Here is a 15736-nt window from a genome sequence, read left to right on the forward strand (position 1 = left end):
GATATGCGGCAAGATGATAAAGCGGCGCGATGACCGACGACCTCCGCCACCATATCGACGAAGCGATGAAGCTAGCCGCCGCGCAGCTCGGAAAAGGGCGCGTCGCCGACTATATCCCCGCGCTCGCCAACGTCGATCCGAACAAGCTCGGCTTCGCGCTCGCCCTCCCCGATGGGACTGTCCACAGCTCGGGCGACGCCGACGAGCCCTTCTCGATCCAGTCGGTGTCGAAGGTCTTCACATTGGCGCTCGCGCTCCGCCGCGTCGGCAGTTCGCTCTGGGACAGCGTCGGACGCGAGCCGTCGGGCAGCGCGTTCAACTCGATCGTCCAGCTCGAAAACGAACAGGGCATCCCGCGCAACCCACTGATCAACGCGGGCGCGCTCGCGACCACCGACCGGCTGATCGACGGGCGCAGCGGCGATGCGACCATCGATGAGATCGTCGATTTCATGCGTGCGCGGGCGGGAGACGACAGCGTCGCAATCGACTTCGACGTCGCATCGTCCGAATCCGAAACCGGCGCACGCAACCGCAGCCTCGCGCATTTCATGGACGCCTTCGGCAATCTGACGCATCCGGTCGAGACGGTGGTCGGCGTCTATTTCCGCCAATGCGCGATCGCCATGTCGTGCCGCCAGCTCGCGCGCGCCGGGCTGTTCCTCGCGATGGAGGGGCGCGACCCGCTGACCGGCGAGCAGCTCGTCGAACCGCACCGCGCACGGCGGATCAACGCGATCATGATGCTGTGCGGCCATTACGACAATAGCGGCGAATTCGCCTTCCGCGTCGGCCTTCCCGGCAAGAGCGGCGTCGGCGGCGGCATCCTCTGTATCGCGCCGGGTCAGGGATCGATCGCGGTCTGGTCGCCCGCGCTGGGCGAGGCGGGAACCTCCTTGGCCGGCGCCGTCGCGCTCGAACATTTCGCCTATGCGGCGGGATGGTCGGTGTTCGACTAACCCTCAGTCGTCAGCGAGCAGCGCCAGCTTGACCCGCGCGGTGCCGCTGCGGTGCATGCCGATCTCGCGCGCCGCGGCTTGGCTGACGTCGATCACGCGGCCGTGGGTAAAGGGACCGCGGTCGTTGATGCGGACGATCACGCTATCGCCGGTCGACATGTTGGTGACGCGCACCTTGCTGCCGAAGGGCAATGTGCGGTGCGCCGCGGTCAGCTGGCCGGGGTCGAAGCGTTCGCCGTTCGCGGTGCGGTTGCCGGCGAGTTCGTTGCCATAATAGCTCGCCATGCCACCGTCGATTTCGGTTTCCACGTCGGCGGCGTCGGCAAGGGGAATCGCGCCGGCGGCGACGGCGGGTATGGCGGCGGCGTCACTGTCCTGTGCAGCGGCCGACGCAACGAGCATCAGCGGCATGACCATGGTCGCAAGAGCCCGCATGGCATCCTCCCTTTTCGGTGAAGCGCCAAAAGCAGCGGCGGCCTGCCGAAACAAGCCGCCGCGCGTTAAACTGAACAGATTTTGCGTTCGAAAGTGCGTTTCGGCCCGTTTTTAAGAACCAAACCGAAATCAGACGTCGAGATTCGCCACCGAAAGCGCGTTCGTCTGAATGAAGTCGCGCCGCGGTTCGACCTCGTCGCCCATCAGCCGTTCGAAGATTTCATGCGCGACATCGGCTTGTTCGGCCTCGACACGCAGAAGCGAACGGTTGGCGGGATCGAGCGTCGTTTCCCAAAGCTGTTCGGCATTCATCTCGCCCAGCCCCTTGTAGCGGCTGATGGCGAGCCCCTTGCGGCTGTGCGCAAAGATCGCCTCGAGCAGTTCGGACGGGCGCGTGACCGGATTGGCCTTCGCGTTCGTCGCGGCGGGGACATCGCCCTCTTCGCCGTCGGCAATCTCGGTTTCGACATCGGCCGCCGCGCCACTCGCCTTCACCAGCCGGCCGGGGCGGGCATAGGTGTCGGCCTGTTCGGCGGCGAGCTTGTGCATCCGGCGCGCTTCCTGGCTGGCGAGGAAACCCGCGTCGATCGCATGATGATCGCTGACCCCGCGCCAGCGGCGCTCGAGCGTATAGCCGCCACCCTCGACCGCTTCGACGGTCCACACCGCTTCGGCCCCGCCCGTCAGCGCGCGCTCGGCGGCATTGAGCCAGGTCGCAGCGGTCGCGGCGGCGCTGTGGCGGCCCGCGGTGTCGAGATCGGGATCGAGCGCGCCGGTCAGCGCGAGCGCCTCGACCAGCCCGTGATTGAGGGTACGCGGCACATAACGCATCAGCGCGCGCAGCCGCCGGCCGTGATCGATCAGCGAGCGGAGATCGGCGCCCGAGCGCGCGCCGCCCGCGGTTTCGAGCAGCAGCGCATCGATCCCCGCGTCGACGAGATAATTTTCGAGCGCGGTGTCGTCCTTGAGATAGACCTCGCTCCGCCCCTTCGCGACCTTGTAGAGCGGCGGCTGGGCGATGTAGAGATGGCCGTTCTCGATGATCTCGGGCATCTGGCGATAGAAGAAGGTGAGCAAAAGCGTGCGGATATGCGCGCCGTCGACGTCGGCGTCGGTCATGATCACGATCTTGTGATAGCGCAGTTTTTCGAGGTTGAACTCGTCGCGAATCCCGGTGCCGAGCGCCTGGATCAATGTCCCGACTTCCTTCGACGAGATGATGCGGTCGAAGCGCGCGCGCTCGACGTTCAAAATCTTGCCCTTCAGCGGCAGGATCGCCTGCACATGGCGGTCGCGGCCCTGCTTCGCCGATCCGCCCGCCGAGTCACCCTCGACGAGGAAGAGTTCGCATTTCGAGGGGTCGCGTTCCTGGCAGTCGGCGAGCTTGCCGGGCAGGCTCGCAATGTCCATCGCGCCCTTGCGCCGCGTCAGCTCGCGCGCCTTTTTCGCGGCTTCGCGCGCCGCGGCGGCGTCGATGACCTTCTGGATCACCGCCTTGGCATGCGCGGGATTTTCCTCGAGCCATTCGGTCATCCGGTCGGCCATCAGGCTTTCGAGCGGCTGGCGGACTTCGGACGACACGAGCTTGTCCTTGGTCTGCGAGCTGAACTTCGGATCGGGCAGCTTGACCGAAACGATCGCGGTCAGGCCTTCGCGCATGTCCTCGCCGGTCAGCGAGACCTTCTCCTTCTTCAGCATCCCCGACTTTTCGCCATAGCCATTGAGCGTGCGCGTCAGCGCGGCGCGGAATGCCGCGAGATGCGTGCCGCCGTCGCGCTGCGGGATGTTGTTGGTGAAGCAGAGGACATTTTCATAATAGCTGTCGTTCCACTCGAGCGCGACGTCGATGCCGATGCCGTCGCGTTCGCTGCTGATCGCGATCGGATCGGGGAGCAGCGCATTCTTGTTGCGGTCGAGATATTGGACGAACGCCGCGATCCCGCCCTCATAGAAAAGGTCGTGCGTTTCATGCTCGGCGTGGCGCGCATCGACGAGCTTGATGCGCACGCCCGAGTTCAGGAAAGCGAGCTCGCGATAGCGATGCTCGAGCTTTTCGAAATCGAATTCGGTGACATTTTTGAAGGTTTCGGTCGAGGCGCAGAAGGTGACGCGCGTCCCTTTCTTGCCCGCGGGGGCAGGACCGGTGACCTTGAGCGGCGCGACCGAATCGCCATGTTCGAAGCGCATCCAATGCTCTTCGCCGTCGCGCCAGATCGTGAGTTCGAGCCATTCGCTGAGCGCGTTGACGACCGAAACGCCGACGCCGTGCAGACCGCCCGACACCTTATAGGCATTGTCGTCGCTCGTATTCTCGAACTTCCCGCCCGCGTGGAGCTGGGTCATGATGACCTCGGCCGCCGAAATGCCTTCCTCGGCGTGGATGCCGGTCGGGATGCCGCGGCCATTGTCCTCGACGCTGACCGAGCCGTCGCTATTGAGCGTGATCAGCACGAGGTCGCAATGCCCCGCGAGCGCCTCGTCGATCGCATTGTCCGAAACCTCGAACACCATATGATGCAGGCCCGAGCCGTCGTCGGTGTCGCCGATATACATGCCCGGGCGCTTGCGGACCGCGTCGAGGCCCTTCAATACCTTGATCGAATCGGCGCCATAGGCGTTGCTGTTGGGCTGATTGGCGGGCGCGACCGGCGCCGTATTTTCTGGGGTGTCCGTCATAACGATTATATAGGGTCGCGGACCCGAAAACCCAAGCGAAAATGCGGCTCTCGGGCCTTGGGCGACGAGCGTTGCGCGGGGACGCCGCGGCGGCTAGTTTCAGGGGCATGAAACAAGGCCTCGCTTCTCCCCTCGCCCTGCTCCTCGCCGCCTCGCTCGCCGCGTGCAGCCAGCCCGCTCCGCCCGCCGATAACGCCCCCGTTGTCGCGGGCGAACCCATCGCGACGCGCGCGGTGATGATCGGCACCGAGGGACCGAGCCTGCCCGCCTGTTCGAGCATCAGCCGCGTCAAGACGGGCGGCACCGACGTCTATTGGGCGCCGAACGAGACGCGCGCGGTCAAGGCGAAGCTCGCCGGCGGCGCGAATGTGTCGCTGTGCGAAGCCGCGGAAAACGACGCCTGGTTCGGCGTCGTCTTCGCCGCGCCCGGTACCGACCCCGACATGTGCGGCGTCGGCAAGTCGGTCCCCAACGCGCGCGAATATCAGGGCCCGTGCCGCTGGGGCTGGATCAAGGGCGGGACGGTCCAGCTCGGCGGCTAAAGCCACAAAATATACGGATGAACGCGCCGAAACTGTCGCCTTGGTCGCTTTAGGACCGGCGCGCGATACAGTCGCTTGCGGGCGATGATCGACGGTTCAAAGAGCCAGCTTTCAGGCTGGCACAGCTGGGTAATGTAGGAAAGTCGTCTTTTCGAGTCATCCTTACCCCTCTCTTGTCGGGAGCTGAAAGGATGGCGAATGTCCGGAAACGACCGGTTGCGGCCATTGAGAAGAAGCCCTCCTTCAGGGGAGGGGTTGAGTGAGTCTATCGGCCTGCGCAAGGCCGATAGACCCCACTACGACCAGGCAGCAGCTGCCAGTCTGCGTTGCCCCTCCCTGAAGGGAGGGCCAAATTGCCGCAACGTCCGCTCCCCACCCCGAAGCCGACGCCCCTACCCCCGGCAATCCTCGATCACGCGGCCGATTTCCGATTGCACCGGCAGCGTGAGCGCGCCGCCGCCCGGGGTTTCGAGCGCGAAGCGGCCGCGGCTGAACGCGATGCGGTCGAGCCGCGGGTCGCGGGTCGGCAGGTTCGCGCTGCCGCCGTCGAAGCGGATCGCATCGGTACCGGCGCTGGTGCGCAGGCTGACATTGCCCGAGAGCGCCGATGTCATGCGGATGCCGCCGCCGCTGCACGCCATCGTCAGCAACGGATTCGCGCTGCCCGTCGGAACGAAGGCGGCGGTGCGGCTCGCGGCGTCATAACGCCACGCGCCGCGATCGATCGCGCGATCCTCCCAGCCCGCCGTCGACGTCGGCAGCGGCGCCGGCGCCGGCGCGGGCGCGACGGGCCGCGGTGCGGGGGGCGGGGCCTCAGGCTGGGGGATCGCGGCGCAGCCCGCGACGACCAGCATCAGCGTCGCTGCCGCCGCATAACGGAACCCGGACATTTGCATCCTCAAAACCCCTGCCAATCGATCACTTCATTCAGCGGCGCGCGCGGCACCGGCCACCGGTTCACCGCCGCTTCGGTATCGGCATAGCCGATCGCGAGCCCGGTGAACAAAATCTGTCCGTCGTCGAGCCCGAGCGTGCGGCGCACCGTCGCGCCGTACATCGCCCAGCATTCCTGCGGGCAGCTCGCGAGGCCCTGTTCGACGAGCAGCAGCATCACCGATTGCAGCCACATCCCCATGTCCGACCATTGCGGCGGCCCCATGATGCGCGAGCAATGGAGAAAAAGCATCACCGGTGCGCCGAACCCCCGGTAATTGTCCATGAACCGAGCGAGCCGCCCCGCCTTGTCCTCGCGCGGGATGCCGAGCGAGGCGTAGAGCGCCTCGCCGACCCCGAAGCGGCGGTCGGTCCAGGGCTCGGTCAGCGCCGGCGGATAGATATCATATTCGGGCTCATGCCCCTCGCGCCCCATCGCGATGCGCGCCGCCACGGCATCCTTCACCGCCTGCCACGGTTCGCCGGTGAGTAGCGTCACCTGCCACGGCTGCAGATTGCCGCCCGAGGGCGCGCGCTGCGCCGCCGCGAAAATCTCCTTCAGCAGCGCCGGATCGACCGGCCTGTCGGTAAAGGCACGCACCGAGCGGCGCGCGTGGAGAGCCTCGGTCACGCTCGTATCAGTCGCTGGCATATTTATCCTCTCGCCTTTTGCCGAACAGCAGCTTGCGTTCGAGCCGGGCTTTCAACTGGCGGTAATAGGAAAGCAGGAAGACGTCATCCTCTTCGGCGACCGGGCGCCCGATCTTGGCGCGGATCGCGTCGGCGACCTCGCGCATCGCGCGCGGATCGCGGCCGCGTAGAACCCGCTCCAGTTCCTGCAGCTCGAAAATGCCGTAGACCGCGAGTTCGGCCTCGGTGAAGGTCATCGCGCCGCCCGCCGCATCGACTCCGATGTCTGCGTCGAGCTTGACGCGCTGCGCCATCACCACCCACGTGCCCGCGATCAGATCGCCCATTCGCATCCGGTCGCGGTTGAACAGCAGAAACAGGCTGAGCGTCAGCGACCAGAGAATGCCGGCAAGCATGATCCAGCCCGAAACCATATCCTCCGCCGCGCCGGCCCCGAGCATCATCAGCGGCAGAAAGATTTCGAGCTCGCGGATCAAATTGCGTGCGACCACCGCGTCGGCGGTCAGGCGGCCGCCGTCGCGCGCGACGACGCGGATGCCCATCAGGCGTTTGCCGGGCGTCGCGGCGCGCGAGCCGAGCTCGAAGCCGATGAACCAGAAGGTGCGCAGCACGAAAGCGCCGAGCAGCCACACGACGACGGTGACGTCGGACTGCGAAGCGAGGCCGACCCACAGCATGAACAGCGAAAAGAGGAACAGCGCGAGCAGGATCAGCAGCAGATCGACGAGCAACGCGCCGAAGCGCAGTCCCGCGCTCGCGATCTTGAGCTCCAGATCGACGCCTTCGGGGGTCACGAACTGGCGGATCTTCTTCGCGCTGGCGGCGCGATGTTTCGCGTTGGCGGCGGCGGTCACGTCACATCCTCGCGCCGCGGGATGTAATAATAGGCGAGCCAGAAGAGCAGCATCAGCGTGCCCGTCGCATAGCGCAGCATCGTGTCGGTGATGAGCTGGCGCCCGAAGCCTTCGAGCAGCCCGGCCGCGAACAGCATCAGGATCACGCCGACCATCACCTTGCCCGCGGTTCGCCCCGCCTGCGACGCTGCCTGCAACCGCCCGCGCGCGCCGGGAAAGACGACCGCCGTCCCGATCCGCAGGCCCGCGGCGCCCGACAAGGCGGCGGCGAACAATTCGGTGGTGCCGTGGATGAACAGCCAGCCGCCGAAATCGAAACCGAGCCCCTTGGCGGAAAAGACCGCCATCATCGCGCCGAGCCCGATCCCCTGATAATATTCGAGCATCAGCGTCGGGACGCCGAAGGCGAAGCCGAGCGCGAAGGACAGGATCGACACGCGGCTGTTGTGCGTGAACAAATAGGTCGCGAAGACGTGCAGCCCGCTTTCGCCCTTTTCCGCCGCCGCCTTGCCGTGCCCGAGCGTCGTCTGGAGATATTCGGCGGTCGCGCGCGGGTCGCGGCCGCCCGACATCTCCTCGTCGACGAAATTGAAATACCATTCGGGGTTGCTCGCGACGAGCGAATAGCTGGTCAGCGCGCCGAGCAGGATGACGAGCGCGATGATCAGCGTCTCTTTCCACACCGAGCGCACCGCGGCGGGCCAGTCGTAGAGGAAGAAGCGGCGGAGGCGGTTCCAGCGGCTTTCACGCACGCCATAGACGAGGAAATAGCCGCGGATCGACAGCGCCTCGAGATGATCGAGCAGCGCCCTGTCGAGGCTCGTCGCGCGCGCGATCGACAAGGACGAGAGCGTCGCGCGATAGAGGATGGGAAGCTGGAGCAGCTCGTCGCTGGTCAGCGCCTTCGCACCCTTCTTCTCGAGCTTGGTGAGCAGAAGGTCGAAGGCGATCCAGTCGGCCTCGCGCTCGGCGCGGAAACGGCTGGTCGAGAAGTTCGGCGCGTCGATCACGCGGGCTGGAGCGGCGGGCGGGATCACAGGCTGCCCTGCCTCTTGATGCCGAGATAGGCCTCGACCGCGCTCGCCCCCATCGCGTCGGCGGGAACTTCGATTACATCCGCGCCGAGGCGCTGGAGCCGCGCGATCACCAGCTGCCGGTCGCGCAGCATCGCCGCGGCGACGTTCGACCGCGTCACGTCGGCGCCGGTCTCGGGCCGGCGCCGCTCCTCGCTCTCGACCTCCTCGTCGCGGATCACGACGAAGAGCAGGCGGTGTTTTTGCACGAGCCGCCCCGCTGCGCGGATCATCAGGTCGGCGCTCGTCGCGTCGGTGAATTCGGTGAAGAGGATGATCAGCGAGCGACGGTTGAGCTGCGCGCTGAGCGTCGTCAGCGCGAGGGTGAAATTGCTCTCGACATGCGCATAGTCGATCAGGCTCGCGGCGCGCTGCAGCGCCGGGAAATCCTGCGTGTGCATATAGGCGGGGGTCAGCGCCTGCGGCTTGGCGGCAAAGGAGAAGAAGCTGATGCGGTCATTGAGCTTCAGCCCGACATAGGCGAGCAGCAGCGCCGCCGACACCGCGCGGTCGACGCGCGGCATGCCGCCGACGGGTTCGGCCATCGTCCGCCCGCTGTCGATTGCGAGCACGACGCGGTTGTCGCGCTCGACGCGATATTCCTTGGCGAGCAATTTGACGTGGCGCGCCGACGCGTTCCAATCGATTGCGCGCCGGTCCATCCCCGGCTGATATTCGGCGAGCGCCTCGAACTCGGTACCTTCGCCGCGGAAACGCTGCTGGCGAAGGCCGAACCAGCTGTTGCGCTGGAACAGCCGGCTGCCCTCGTCGGTCACCGCGCGCAGGCTGGGGACGACATGGGTCGCGCCGCCGATCTCGAACTTGCGCTGTTTCCATACGAGTCCGAGCGGTCCCGCCCAGCGGATCCACAGCGCGTCGAGCCGCGCCTGCCCGCGCCGCGATGCGGTGAGCGATAATGTGCGGACGAGTGCATCGCCCGTGGCCACCCTGCGCATATCGCCCGCGAGGCGCCCGTCCTCGGCGAGTCTTTCGTCTAGCGCGAGCGCGAATTCGGCATGCGGCGGAACGCTGTGGCCGCTTGCGATGAGCGACAGGTCGAACGGGTCGCCAACGCCGACCTGATGCGGGAAGCGGGCATCGAGCGTCAGATGGCGGGGATTCGCACCCGAAATCGTGTCGAGGATCAGGCAGGCAAGGATCGCCCCGATCCAGCCGGGCGCGACAAGCCACAGCTCGGGCCGGATCAGCCCGAGCGCGAGCGCCATCGGGGCGCCCGCGAGCAGCAGATAGATCGCGCGGCGGGTCGGATAGATCAACGCGGCACCTCTTCGCGTTCGAGCAGGGCCGAAACGACCTGTTCGACATTGCGGCCCTCGATCTCGGCCGCCGCCGACAGGATGACACGGTGGCGAAGCACGCCCGCGGCGAGGCGCTGGACGTCGTCGGGGATCACATAGTCGCGCCCGTCGAGCGCCGCCGCCGCGCACGCCCCGCGCGCGAGCAGGGTCGCGGCGCGCGGCGACGCGCCGCATTCGAGGTCGGCGCTCTCGCGCGTCGCGCGGACGAGGCGGACGACATAATCGACGATCTCCTCGGCGAGGCGCACCGTCGCGATGGTGTCGATCGCGTCGCCGATCGCCTTCGCATCGGCGACCTGCGTCACCCCGAAATCGCCGACCACCGGGCTCTTGAAGCGCCCGCCATGGTCGGCGACGATGCGGCGTTCCTCGTCGGCGTCGGGATAATCGACGACAAGCTTGAACAGGAAGCGGTCGAGCTGCGCTTCGGGAAGCGGATAGACGCCCTGCTGTTCGATCGGATTCTGCGTTGCGAGCACGGTGAAACGCGGGCTCATCGCGTGCGGCTCGCCATTGATCGTCACATGCCGTTCCTGCATCGCCTCGAGCAATGCCGCCTGCGTCTTGGGCGGCGTGCGGTTGATTTCGTCGGCGAGCAGCAATTCGGTGAAGATCGGCCCCTTGGTCAGGGTGAAGCTCGACGTCTGGAAGTTGAACAGATTCGACCCCAAAATGTCGCCGGGCATCAGGTCGGGGGTGAACTGGATGCGCCCGAAATCGAGCCCCGTCGCGCGCGCGAAGGCCTGCGCGAGCAACGTCTTCGCGGTCCCGGGCGGACCTTCGAGCAGGACGTGGCCGCCCGCGAGCAGCGCGATCGTCACCATGCGGGTGAGCGGCCCTTGCCCGAACACGGCCTTGGCGACCTCGCTCTCGATCGCGGCGCCGAGCGCCTGAACGCTTTCGAACCTTTGGGCGACGGGATTAGCTGTCACGGAGTAGATCCTTCCTGATGTCGTGCAGCGCCTGCGCGTCTGCAAGGAATTCATGCGTGTTGCGCGCGAGCGGCAGCCGCCGCGCGAGCGACGAGAAAAGGTCGCTGCCTTTCCCCAAATGCCGGTCGATCCACGCGTCGGTTTCGGCGCCGTCGAGTCCGGCGGGCGCGTGCAGGCGCCGCGCGATCGCGATGCGCTGGCTCTTTACATAAGCGTCGGCACCGTCGAGTTCGCGGCGTGCCTGCTTGATGAGGTCGGCGCTGTTCGCGATCAGCGCCGCCTTCGACACCGGGATCGCGCGGCCGGGCTTCAACGCCGGACCGAAGCGCATCCACGCCTGCCACAGCGCGAGCAGCCCCGCCGCGAGTAGGCAGAGCGTGATGCCGATGAAGGGCGGGACGAAAGCGAAGCGGAGCAGCGAACGCTGCCCGCCGAAGCCGTTGAGCGTCACGTCGAAGGCGAGCCCGTCGGCATCGGCATAGTCGGCGATGGCGTCGATCAGCATCGCGCCGCCGACCGCCCGGTCGCGCGAGGCAAAGGCTAGATTGTTGATGAGGTCGGGGTCGGCAAGAATGTAAAGATCGTGGTCGCCGACCTGCGCCAGCACCGCCCCCCCACCCGGCGCGGCGATCAGCGTTTCGAGTTTGTCACCCGAAATCGTCTGCACATTGGCCGGCAGCCAGGCAGTGAAGCTGTGTCCCGCCAGGCGCGCTTGCACGTCCTGCGCCTTGCCCGGCGCGGCCTTGATCGCAACCTTGCCGAAATGCGTGGGCGGAAGCATGGCATCGCGCGGCTTGACCGGAAGGCCGACGCTGACCCAGCCGGGCTTGGGCGTCTGGCCGGGCACTGCCATCGTTTGCCATTTGGGCAGTATGATCAGCGCGGGGCCGGCCCGGTGTCCGTCGAGTAGTTCGGCGATCTCGGGAGCCCGGGTGCGGTGTGTCGGCGTCAGAACCAGCAGCGGCTCATATTCCCCATAAGACTCCGTCTCGACCCTCCGCCGCAGTTCGACCTCGGCGCCCGCGCGCTCGGCAAGGTCAACGATCGCGGCATAGCCCGGCGCCGCCTTCGACAGCGCATGGCCGCCGCCGTCATTGCCGCTGCTGAGCTGCGGCCCGAGCGCGATCAGCGCCCAGAGCGCGATGAAAGCGACCACGCCGATCGCGACGACCGCGGCGATCAGTCGCGGGTTAAACCCATGATCGTCGGTGAAGGCCCCGCTCATGCGCGCGCCCAATTCTTCGGCACCGTCAGCTCGGCATAGGCCGCGCGGCATTGCTCCCACGCCCCGGCGTCGATCGATCGCCCGCCGAACAGGCTGATTTCGACCGCGCGCGCGATGCGGCCGAACGCGCCGCGCGCAACCGACGGCAGGTCGTGCGCATCGGCCAGGTCGCGCGAAGTCATCGCGGGTTTGACAAGCCCGGGGCGGCGCCCTTCGATATCCTCGACGCTGCGATAGAGGAGTAGATGCACCGCTTCGGCGAAGCGCCCCTCGGCGGCGAGTGCATCGGCCTCGGCGAGCAGTGCGCGCGCCGCGCCGGCCTCGGCCTGTCCGACAGGATCGTCGGCATCCGCGTCGCCGCGCTTGCGGCCAAAGCGCAGATTGTCGACCCACCGCGCAAAGGCGGGGACGAAATGGTAAAGGAGGAACAGCAGGATCAGCGCGATCCCGATCCACATCAGCGGCTTCGCCGCGGGCGCGCTCCACTCGAAGAAATTGCCGATCGCATTGAGCAGCGACTTCAGCCACTCCGGCGTCGGCGGCGGGGGTGGAGGCGGCGGCGGAAAGGCGGTCTGGATCTCGCCCCCCGCGATCGTCTGGCTATAAGCCGGGTCGACGAGTTCGGGGTCGAGCAGCCACCCCTGACCCCCACCGGCGCCGGACGTGTCGGCGGCGGCCGACGTCTGGGCGATCCACATGGATATCATGTTGAAAAGATGATCTCGCCCCGCTCGCTCATTGCCGATCTTGGTAGCGCGAGCGTGCTCCGCAAGGCAAGAGATGCTTGCGCGCCGAACTGCCCCGTTCTAGCGCGCGGAAAAATCGGCCGGTTCGTTACAATGGAAACCACCGGCCGCGCGACAGGAGAGACAGGTGGACGCGGCGCAGGCGGTACATGAAAAATTCCTTGGTGCGCTGGCGAGCGGCAGACTGCCCGGCCGCGCCGATGCACCCGACCCCGCCGCGGCCGGCCTGTCGCGCGGCGACGCCACCGACATTTTCCTGTCGCAGCTGACGAGCCGCCAGATGGACCGGCTCTCGCGCCATCTGCAGGCGCGCGGCGAAGGTTTCTACACGATCGGCTCGTCGGGGCACGAAGGCAATGCGGCGGTCGCGGCGGCGCTGCGCGTCACCGACATGGCCTTCCTCCACTATCGCTCGAACGCCTTCCAGCTCCACCGCGCGCGCCAGCTTCCCGGCGGCACGCCGACATGGGACATGCTGCTGAGCTTCGCCGCGTCGTCGGAGGATCCGATCTCGGGCGGGCGGCACAAGGTTATCGGGTCGAAGCCGCTCAATATCCCGCCGCAAACCTCGACGATCGCCTCGCATTTGCCCAAGGCGGTCGGCGCCGCCTTTTCGATCGGCATCGCGCGCCGCCTCGGCATGACCGGGCTGCCGCTGCCCGACGACGCGGTCGTGCTCGCCAGCTTCGGCGATGCCTCGGCGAACCATTCGACCGCGCAGGGCGCGTTCAACACCGCTGGTTGGGCGGCCTTCCAAGGCTCGCCGATGCCGTTGATCTTCCTGTGCGAGGATAATGGTATCGGCATTTCGACACGCACGCCGACCGGCTGGATCGAGGCGCAGTTCCGCAACCGCGCGGGTCTCCACTACATCAAATGCGACGGTACCGACCTCGTCTCGGCCTATGCCGGTGCCATCGAAGCTGCCGATTATGCGCGGCGCACGCGCAAGCCCGTGTTCCTCCACATGGGCACCGTCCGCCTCTATGGTCACGCCGGATCGGACGTGCAGGGCGCCTATCTGCCCAAGGCGCTGATCGAGGCCGACGAGGCGCGCGACCCGCTGCTCGCGGGCGCTGCGCTGATGGTGGAGCATGGCTGGATGAGCGCGGCCGAGATAGCCGACGCCTATGAAGGGATCGGCGCGACGCTCGCGCGGCAGGCCGAAGCGGCGATCCTGCGTCCGAAGATCACCACGTCCGCGCACGTCATGGCGAGCCTGATCCCGCCGAAGCGCGACGTGGCGCGGGTCAACAGCCCGTCGGACGAAGACCGCAAGGCGATGTTCGGCAGCGACGCTGGGCAGATGGACAAGCCGCAGCATATGGCGCGCCTCCTTTCCTGGGCGCTCGCCGACCTGATGCTCGCGCACAAGGAAATCGCCGTAATGGGTGAGGATGTCGGGCCGAAGGGCGGCGTCTACAACGTCACGGCGAAGCTCCACCAGCGCTTCGGATCGGCGCGGGTGGTCAACACGCTGCTCGACGAACAGGCGATCCTCGGACTCGCGATCGGCATGGCGCACAATGGTTTCCTTCCGATGCCTGAGATCCAGTTCCTCGCCTATGTCCACAATGCCGAGGACCAGATCCGCGGCGAGGCGGCGACCCTCAGCTTTTTCTCCGACGGGCAATATAGCAATCCGATGGTCATCCGCATCGCGGGGCTCGGCTATCAAAAGGGCTTCGGCGGCCATTTCCACAACGACAACAGCCTCGCGGTTTTCCGCGACATTCCCGGCGTCATCCTCGCTGTGCCATCGAACGGGCGCGACGCCGTGGCGATGCTCCGCGAATGCGCGCGGCTCGCGCGCGAAGAACAGCGCGTGATCGTCTTCGTCGAACCGATCGCGCTCTACATGACGCGCGACCTTCACGAAGAGGGCGACGGCCTGTGGACCAGCGTCTACGAGGCGCCGGGCGAAGGTGCGCCGATCCGCCTCGGCGACGTCGGCGTCCACGGCGACGGCACCGACCTCGCGATCGTCACTTACGGCAATGGATATTATCTGTCGCGGCAAGCCGAAAAATTGCTCGCCGACGATGGGGTCAAGGCGCGCGTGATCGACCTTCGCTGGCTCGGCCCGGTCGACGACGCGAAGCTGGTGGCGGCCGTCGGCGATGCGCAGCGCATCCTGATCGTCGACGAATGCCGCATCACCGGTTCGCAGAGCGAAGCGTTGATGGCGGCTTTCGTCGAGCGGGCTCCAGACAAGAAGCTCGCGCGGATCGCCGCCGACGACAGCTTCATCCCCCTCGGCAAGGCGGCGACGCTGACGCTGCCGAGCCGCGATTCGATCTATGCCGCCGCGAAGGAGCTGATCGCATGAGCGGGCGCAAGACCGCGATCGTCGTCGCCTCCGGCCGCGGAACCTATGGCAAGGGCGAACTCGGAAGCATCGCGCGGTTTCACGGTGCACGCTTCGGCGAACTGATCGCCGATTTCGATGCGCAGCGCCGCGACCGCGGTCAGCCGACGGTCACCGAACTCGACGGCGCCGACCGCTTCAGCGTCGGGGTGCATATGCGCGGCGACGTTGCGGCGCCGCTGATCTACACCGCGACCGCGCTCGATTATCTGAGCATCGACCGCGACAAATATGACATCGTCGCGGTTCTCGGCAATTCGATGGGCTGGTACAGCGCGCTCGCACTCGGCGGCGCGGTTTCGGTCGAGGACGGCTTTCGCATATCTAACGCGATGGGCCTCAACAGCCAGACACACGGTCCGGGCGGGCAGATTTTGCTGCAAGTGGTCGACGAGGATTGGCGTCCGGTACCCGGGCTGCGCGAAATGCTGCTGGACCTTGCCGCGGCGATCGACACCCGTCCGGACCACGCGCTCGCGCTGTCGATCGACCTCGCCGGCATGCTCGTGCTCGCGGGCAATGAGGAGGGGCTTGCCGCGCTGCTCGCCGAAGCGCCGCCGACCCCGGCGCGCGATCCGTTACGCCTCGCGGGTCACGGCCCCTTCCACACCCCGCTGATGTTCGGCAGTTCGGACAAGGCCCGGGCCGAGCTGCCCGCTGCGCTTTTCGGCCGCCCCGACATTCCGATGGTCGACGGCCGCGGCCATATCTGGCGCCGCTTCTCCAGCGACCCGGCCGAGATCTGGGATTATACTTTCAGCCACCAGATTCTCGCGCCTTATGATTTCGCGCTGTCGGTGCAGGTCGCGGTCAAGGAATATGCGCCCGACGCGATCATCCTGCCCGGCCCCGGTGACACGCTCGGCGGCGCGATCGCGCAATCCCTGATCGGCGTCGGCTGGCAGGGCATGACAAGCAAGGCCGATTTCATGGCGCGGCAGGCGTCGGACCCCATCCTGCTCTCGATGGCGCGCGCCGATCAGCGAGGGCTGGTTACCGGACAGCGATAGGGCCGGCAGAGAG

The 15736-nt window shown here is 66.9% G+C and carries 14 protein-coding genes; 4 read left to right on the top strand and 10 right to left on the bottom strand.

Annotated elements, in window-relative coordinates:
* Positions 1-29: 29 nt before the first annotated feature.
* Positions 30-959, top strand: a complete 930-nt coding sequence (locus tag OVY29_RS14280) for a glutaminase (RefSeq protein ID WP_037556885.1) — start codon at positions 30-32, stop codon at positions 957-959.
* A 3-nt stretch (positions 960-962) separates the two neighbouring features.
* Here the strand turns inward: OVY29_RS14280 and OVY29_RS14285 are convergent, their stop codons facing one another.
* Together OVY29_RS14285 and gyrB are read right to left on the bottom strand one after the other, a co-directional pair.
* Positions 963-1394, bottom strand: coding sequence for a septal ring lytic transglycosylase RlpA family protein (locus OVY29_RS14285; protein ID WP_037556884.1), 432 nt, complete (start codon positions 1392-1394; stop codon positions 963-965).
* Between the two features lie 129 nt (positions 1395-1523).
* Entirely contained in the window at positions 1524-4070 is a 2547-nt protein-coding gene (gyrB, locus tag OVY29_RS14290) for a DNA topoisomerase (ATP-hydrolyzing) subunit B (RefSeq protein WP_037556883.1), read from the bottom strand.
* Between the two features lie 107 nt (positions 4071-4177).
* Here gyrB and OVY29_RS14295 point away from each other — a divergent pair, with 107 nt between their 5' ends.
* Positions 4178-4612 carry a hypothetical protein gene (locus OVY29_RS14295; RefSeq protein ID WP_037556882.1) on the top strand — a complete coding sequence of 145 codons (435 nt, stop codon included), beginning with the start codon at positions 4178-4180 and terminating at the stop codon, positions 4610-4612.
* 392 nt (positions 4613-5004) lie between these two features.
* On the opposite strand, the gene OVY29_RS14300 is transcribed toward OVY29_RS14295, so the two are convergent.
* The 8 genes from OVY29_RS14300 to OVY29_RS14335 all read right to left on the bottom strand — a co-directional run bounded on the left by OVY29_RS14300 (position 5005) and on the right by OVY29_RS14335 (position 12297).
* Positions 5005-5502: a hypothetical protein gene (locus OVY29_RS14300; RefSeq protein WP_313911598.1), complete on the bottom strand. Its 498-nt coding sequence runs from the start codon at positions 5500-5502 to the stop codon at positions 5005-5007.
* Between the two features lie 8 nt (positions 5503-5510).
* Positions 5511-6197, bottom strand: coding sequence for a nitroreductase (locus OVY29_RS14305; protein WP_037557277.1), 687 nt, complete (start codon positions 6195-6197; stop codon positions 5511-5513).
* Entirely contained in the window at positions 6184-7050 is an 867-nt protein-coding gene (locus OVY29_RS14310; protein WP_037557276.1) for an RDD family protein, read from the bottom strand. The genes OVY29_RS14305 and OVY29_RS14310 overlap by 14 nt, the downstream gene beginning before the upstream one ends.
* Positions 7047-8087 carry a stage II sporulation protein M gene (locus OVY29_RS14315; RefSeq protein WP_081933214.1) on the bottom strand — a complete coding sequence of 347 codons (1041 nt, stop codon included), beginning with the start codon at positions 8085-8087 and terminating at the stop codon, positions 7047-7049. Before OVY29_RS14315 ends, OVY29_RS14310 begins: the two co-directional genes overlap by 4 nt.
* The gene (locus OVY29_RS14320) at positions 8084-9400 is read right to left on the bottom strand and encodes a DUF58 domain-containing protein (protein WP_037557274.1); all 1317 of its coding nucleotides are present in this window, start codon (positions 9398-9400) and stop codon (positions 8084-8086) included. The genes OVY29_RS14315 and OVY29_RS14320 overlap by 4 nt, the downstream gene beginning before the upstream one ends.
* Positions 9397-10266 (bottom strand): AAA family ATPase, encoded by an 870-nt coding sequence (locus OVY29_RS14325; protein WP_409581482.1) that lies wholly within the window; start codon positions 10264-10266, stop codon positions 9397-9399. The genes OVY29_RS14320 and OVY29_RS14325 overlap by 4 nt, the downstream gene beginning before the upstream one ends.
* Positions 10267-10363: 97 nt before the next feature.
* On the bottom strand, positions 10364-11599 hold the full coding sequence (locus OVY29_RS14330; RefSeq protein ID WP_313911599.1) for a DUF4350 domain-containing protein: 1236 nt from the start codon (positions 11597-11599) through the stop codon (positions 10364-10366).
* Entirely contained in the window at positions 11596-12297 is a 702-nt protein-coding gene (locus tag OVY29_RS14335) for a DUF4129 domain-containing protein (protein WP_313911600.1), read from the bottom strand. The genes OVY29_RS14330 and OVY29_RS14335 overlap by 4 nt, the downstream gene beginning before the upstream one ends.
* A gap of 175 nt (positions 12298-12472) precedes the next feature.
* On the opposite strand from OVY29_RS14335, the gene OVY29_RS14340 reads away from it, so the two are divergent.
* Positions 12473-14674: a dehydrogenase E1 component subunit alpha/beta gene (locus OVY29_RS14340; protein ID WP_037557295.1), complete on the top strand. Its 2202-nt coding sequence runs from the start codon at positions 12473-12475 to the stop codon at positions 14672-14674.
* Entirely contained in the window at positions 14671-15723 is a 1053-nt protein-coding gene (locus OVY29_RS14345) for an ACP S-malonyltransferase (RefSeq protein ID WP_037557293.1), read from the top strand. The genes OVY29_RS14340 and OVY29_RS14345 overlap by 4 nt, the downstream gene beginning before the upstream one ends.
* Positions 15724-15736: the final 13 nt, after the last annotated feature.

It is taken from the genome of Sphingopyxis sp. SE2, from assembly GCF_032227185.1.
Classification (GTDB): domain Bacteria; phylum Pseudomonadota; class Alphaproteobacteria; order Sphingomonadales; family Sphingomonadaceae; genus Sphingopyxis.

Bases quoted from the DNA above. Each gene is read 5' to 3' on its own strand.
- OVY29_RS14295 (WP_037556882.1), top strand. From the start codon at position 4,178: ATGAAACAAGGCCTCGCTTCTCCCCTCGCCCTGCTCCTCGCCGCCTCG.
- OVY29_RS14300 (WP_313911598.1), bottom strand. From the start codon at position 5,502: ATGTCCGGGTTCCGTTATGCGGCGGCAGCGACGCTGATGCTGGTCGTC.
- OVY29_RS14325 (WP_409581482.1), bottom strand. From the start codon at position 10,266: ATGGTGACGATCGCGCTGCTCGCGGGCGGCCACGTCCTGCTCGAAGGT.
- OVY29_RS14345 (WP_037557293.1), top strand. From the start codon at position 14,671: ATGAGCGGGCGCAAGACCGCGATCGTCGTCGCCTCCGGCCGCGGAACC.
- OVY29_RS14285 (WP_037556884.1), bottom strand. From the start codon at position 1,394: ATGCGGGCTCTTGCGACCATGGTCATGCCGCTGATGCTCGTTGCGTCG.
- OVY29_RS14280 (WP_037556885.1), top strand. From the start codon at position 30: ATGACCGACGACCTCCGCCACCATATCGACGAAGCGATGAAGCTAGCC.
- OVY29_RS14335 (WP_313911600.1), bottom strand. From the start codon at position 12,297: ATGTGGATCGCCCAGACGTCGGCCGCCGCCGACACGTCCGGCGCCGGT.
- OVY29_RS14330 (WP_313911599.1), bottom strand. From the start codon at position 11,599: ATGAGCGGGGCCTTCACCGACGATCATGGGTTTAACCCGCGACTGATC.
- OVY29_RS14305 (WP_037557277.1), bottom strand. From the start codon at position 6,197: ATGCCAGCGACTGATACGAGCGTGACCGAGGCTCTCCACGCGCGCCGC.
- gyrB (WP_037556883.1), bottom strand. From the start codon at position 4,070: ATGACGGACACCCCAGAAAATACGGCGCCGGTCGCGCCCGCCAATCAG.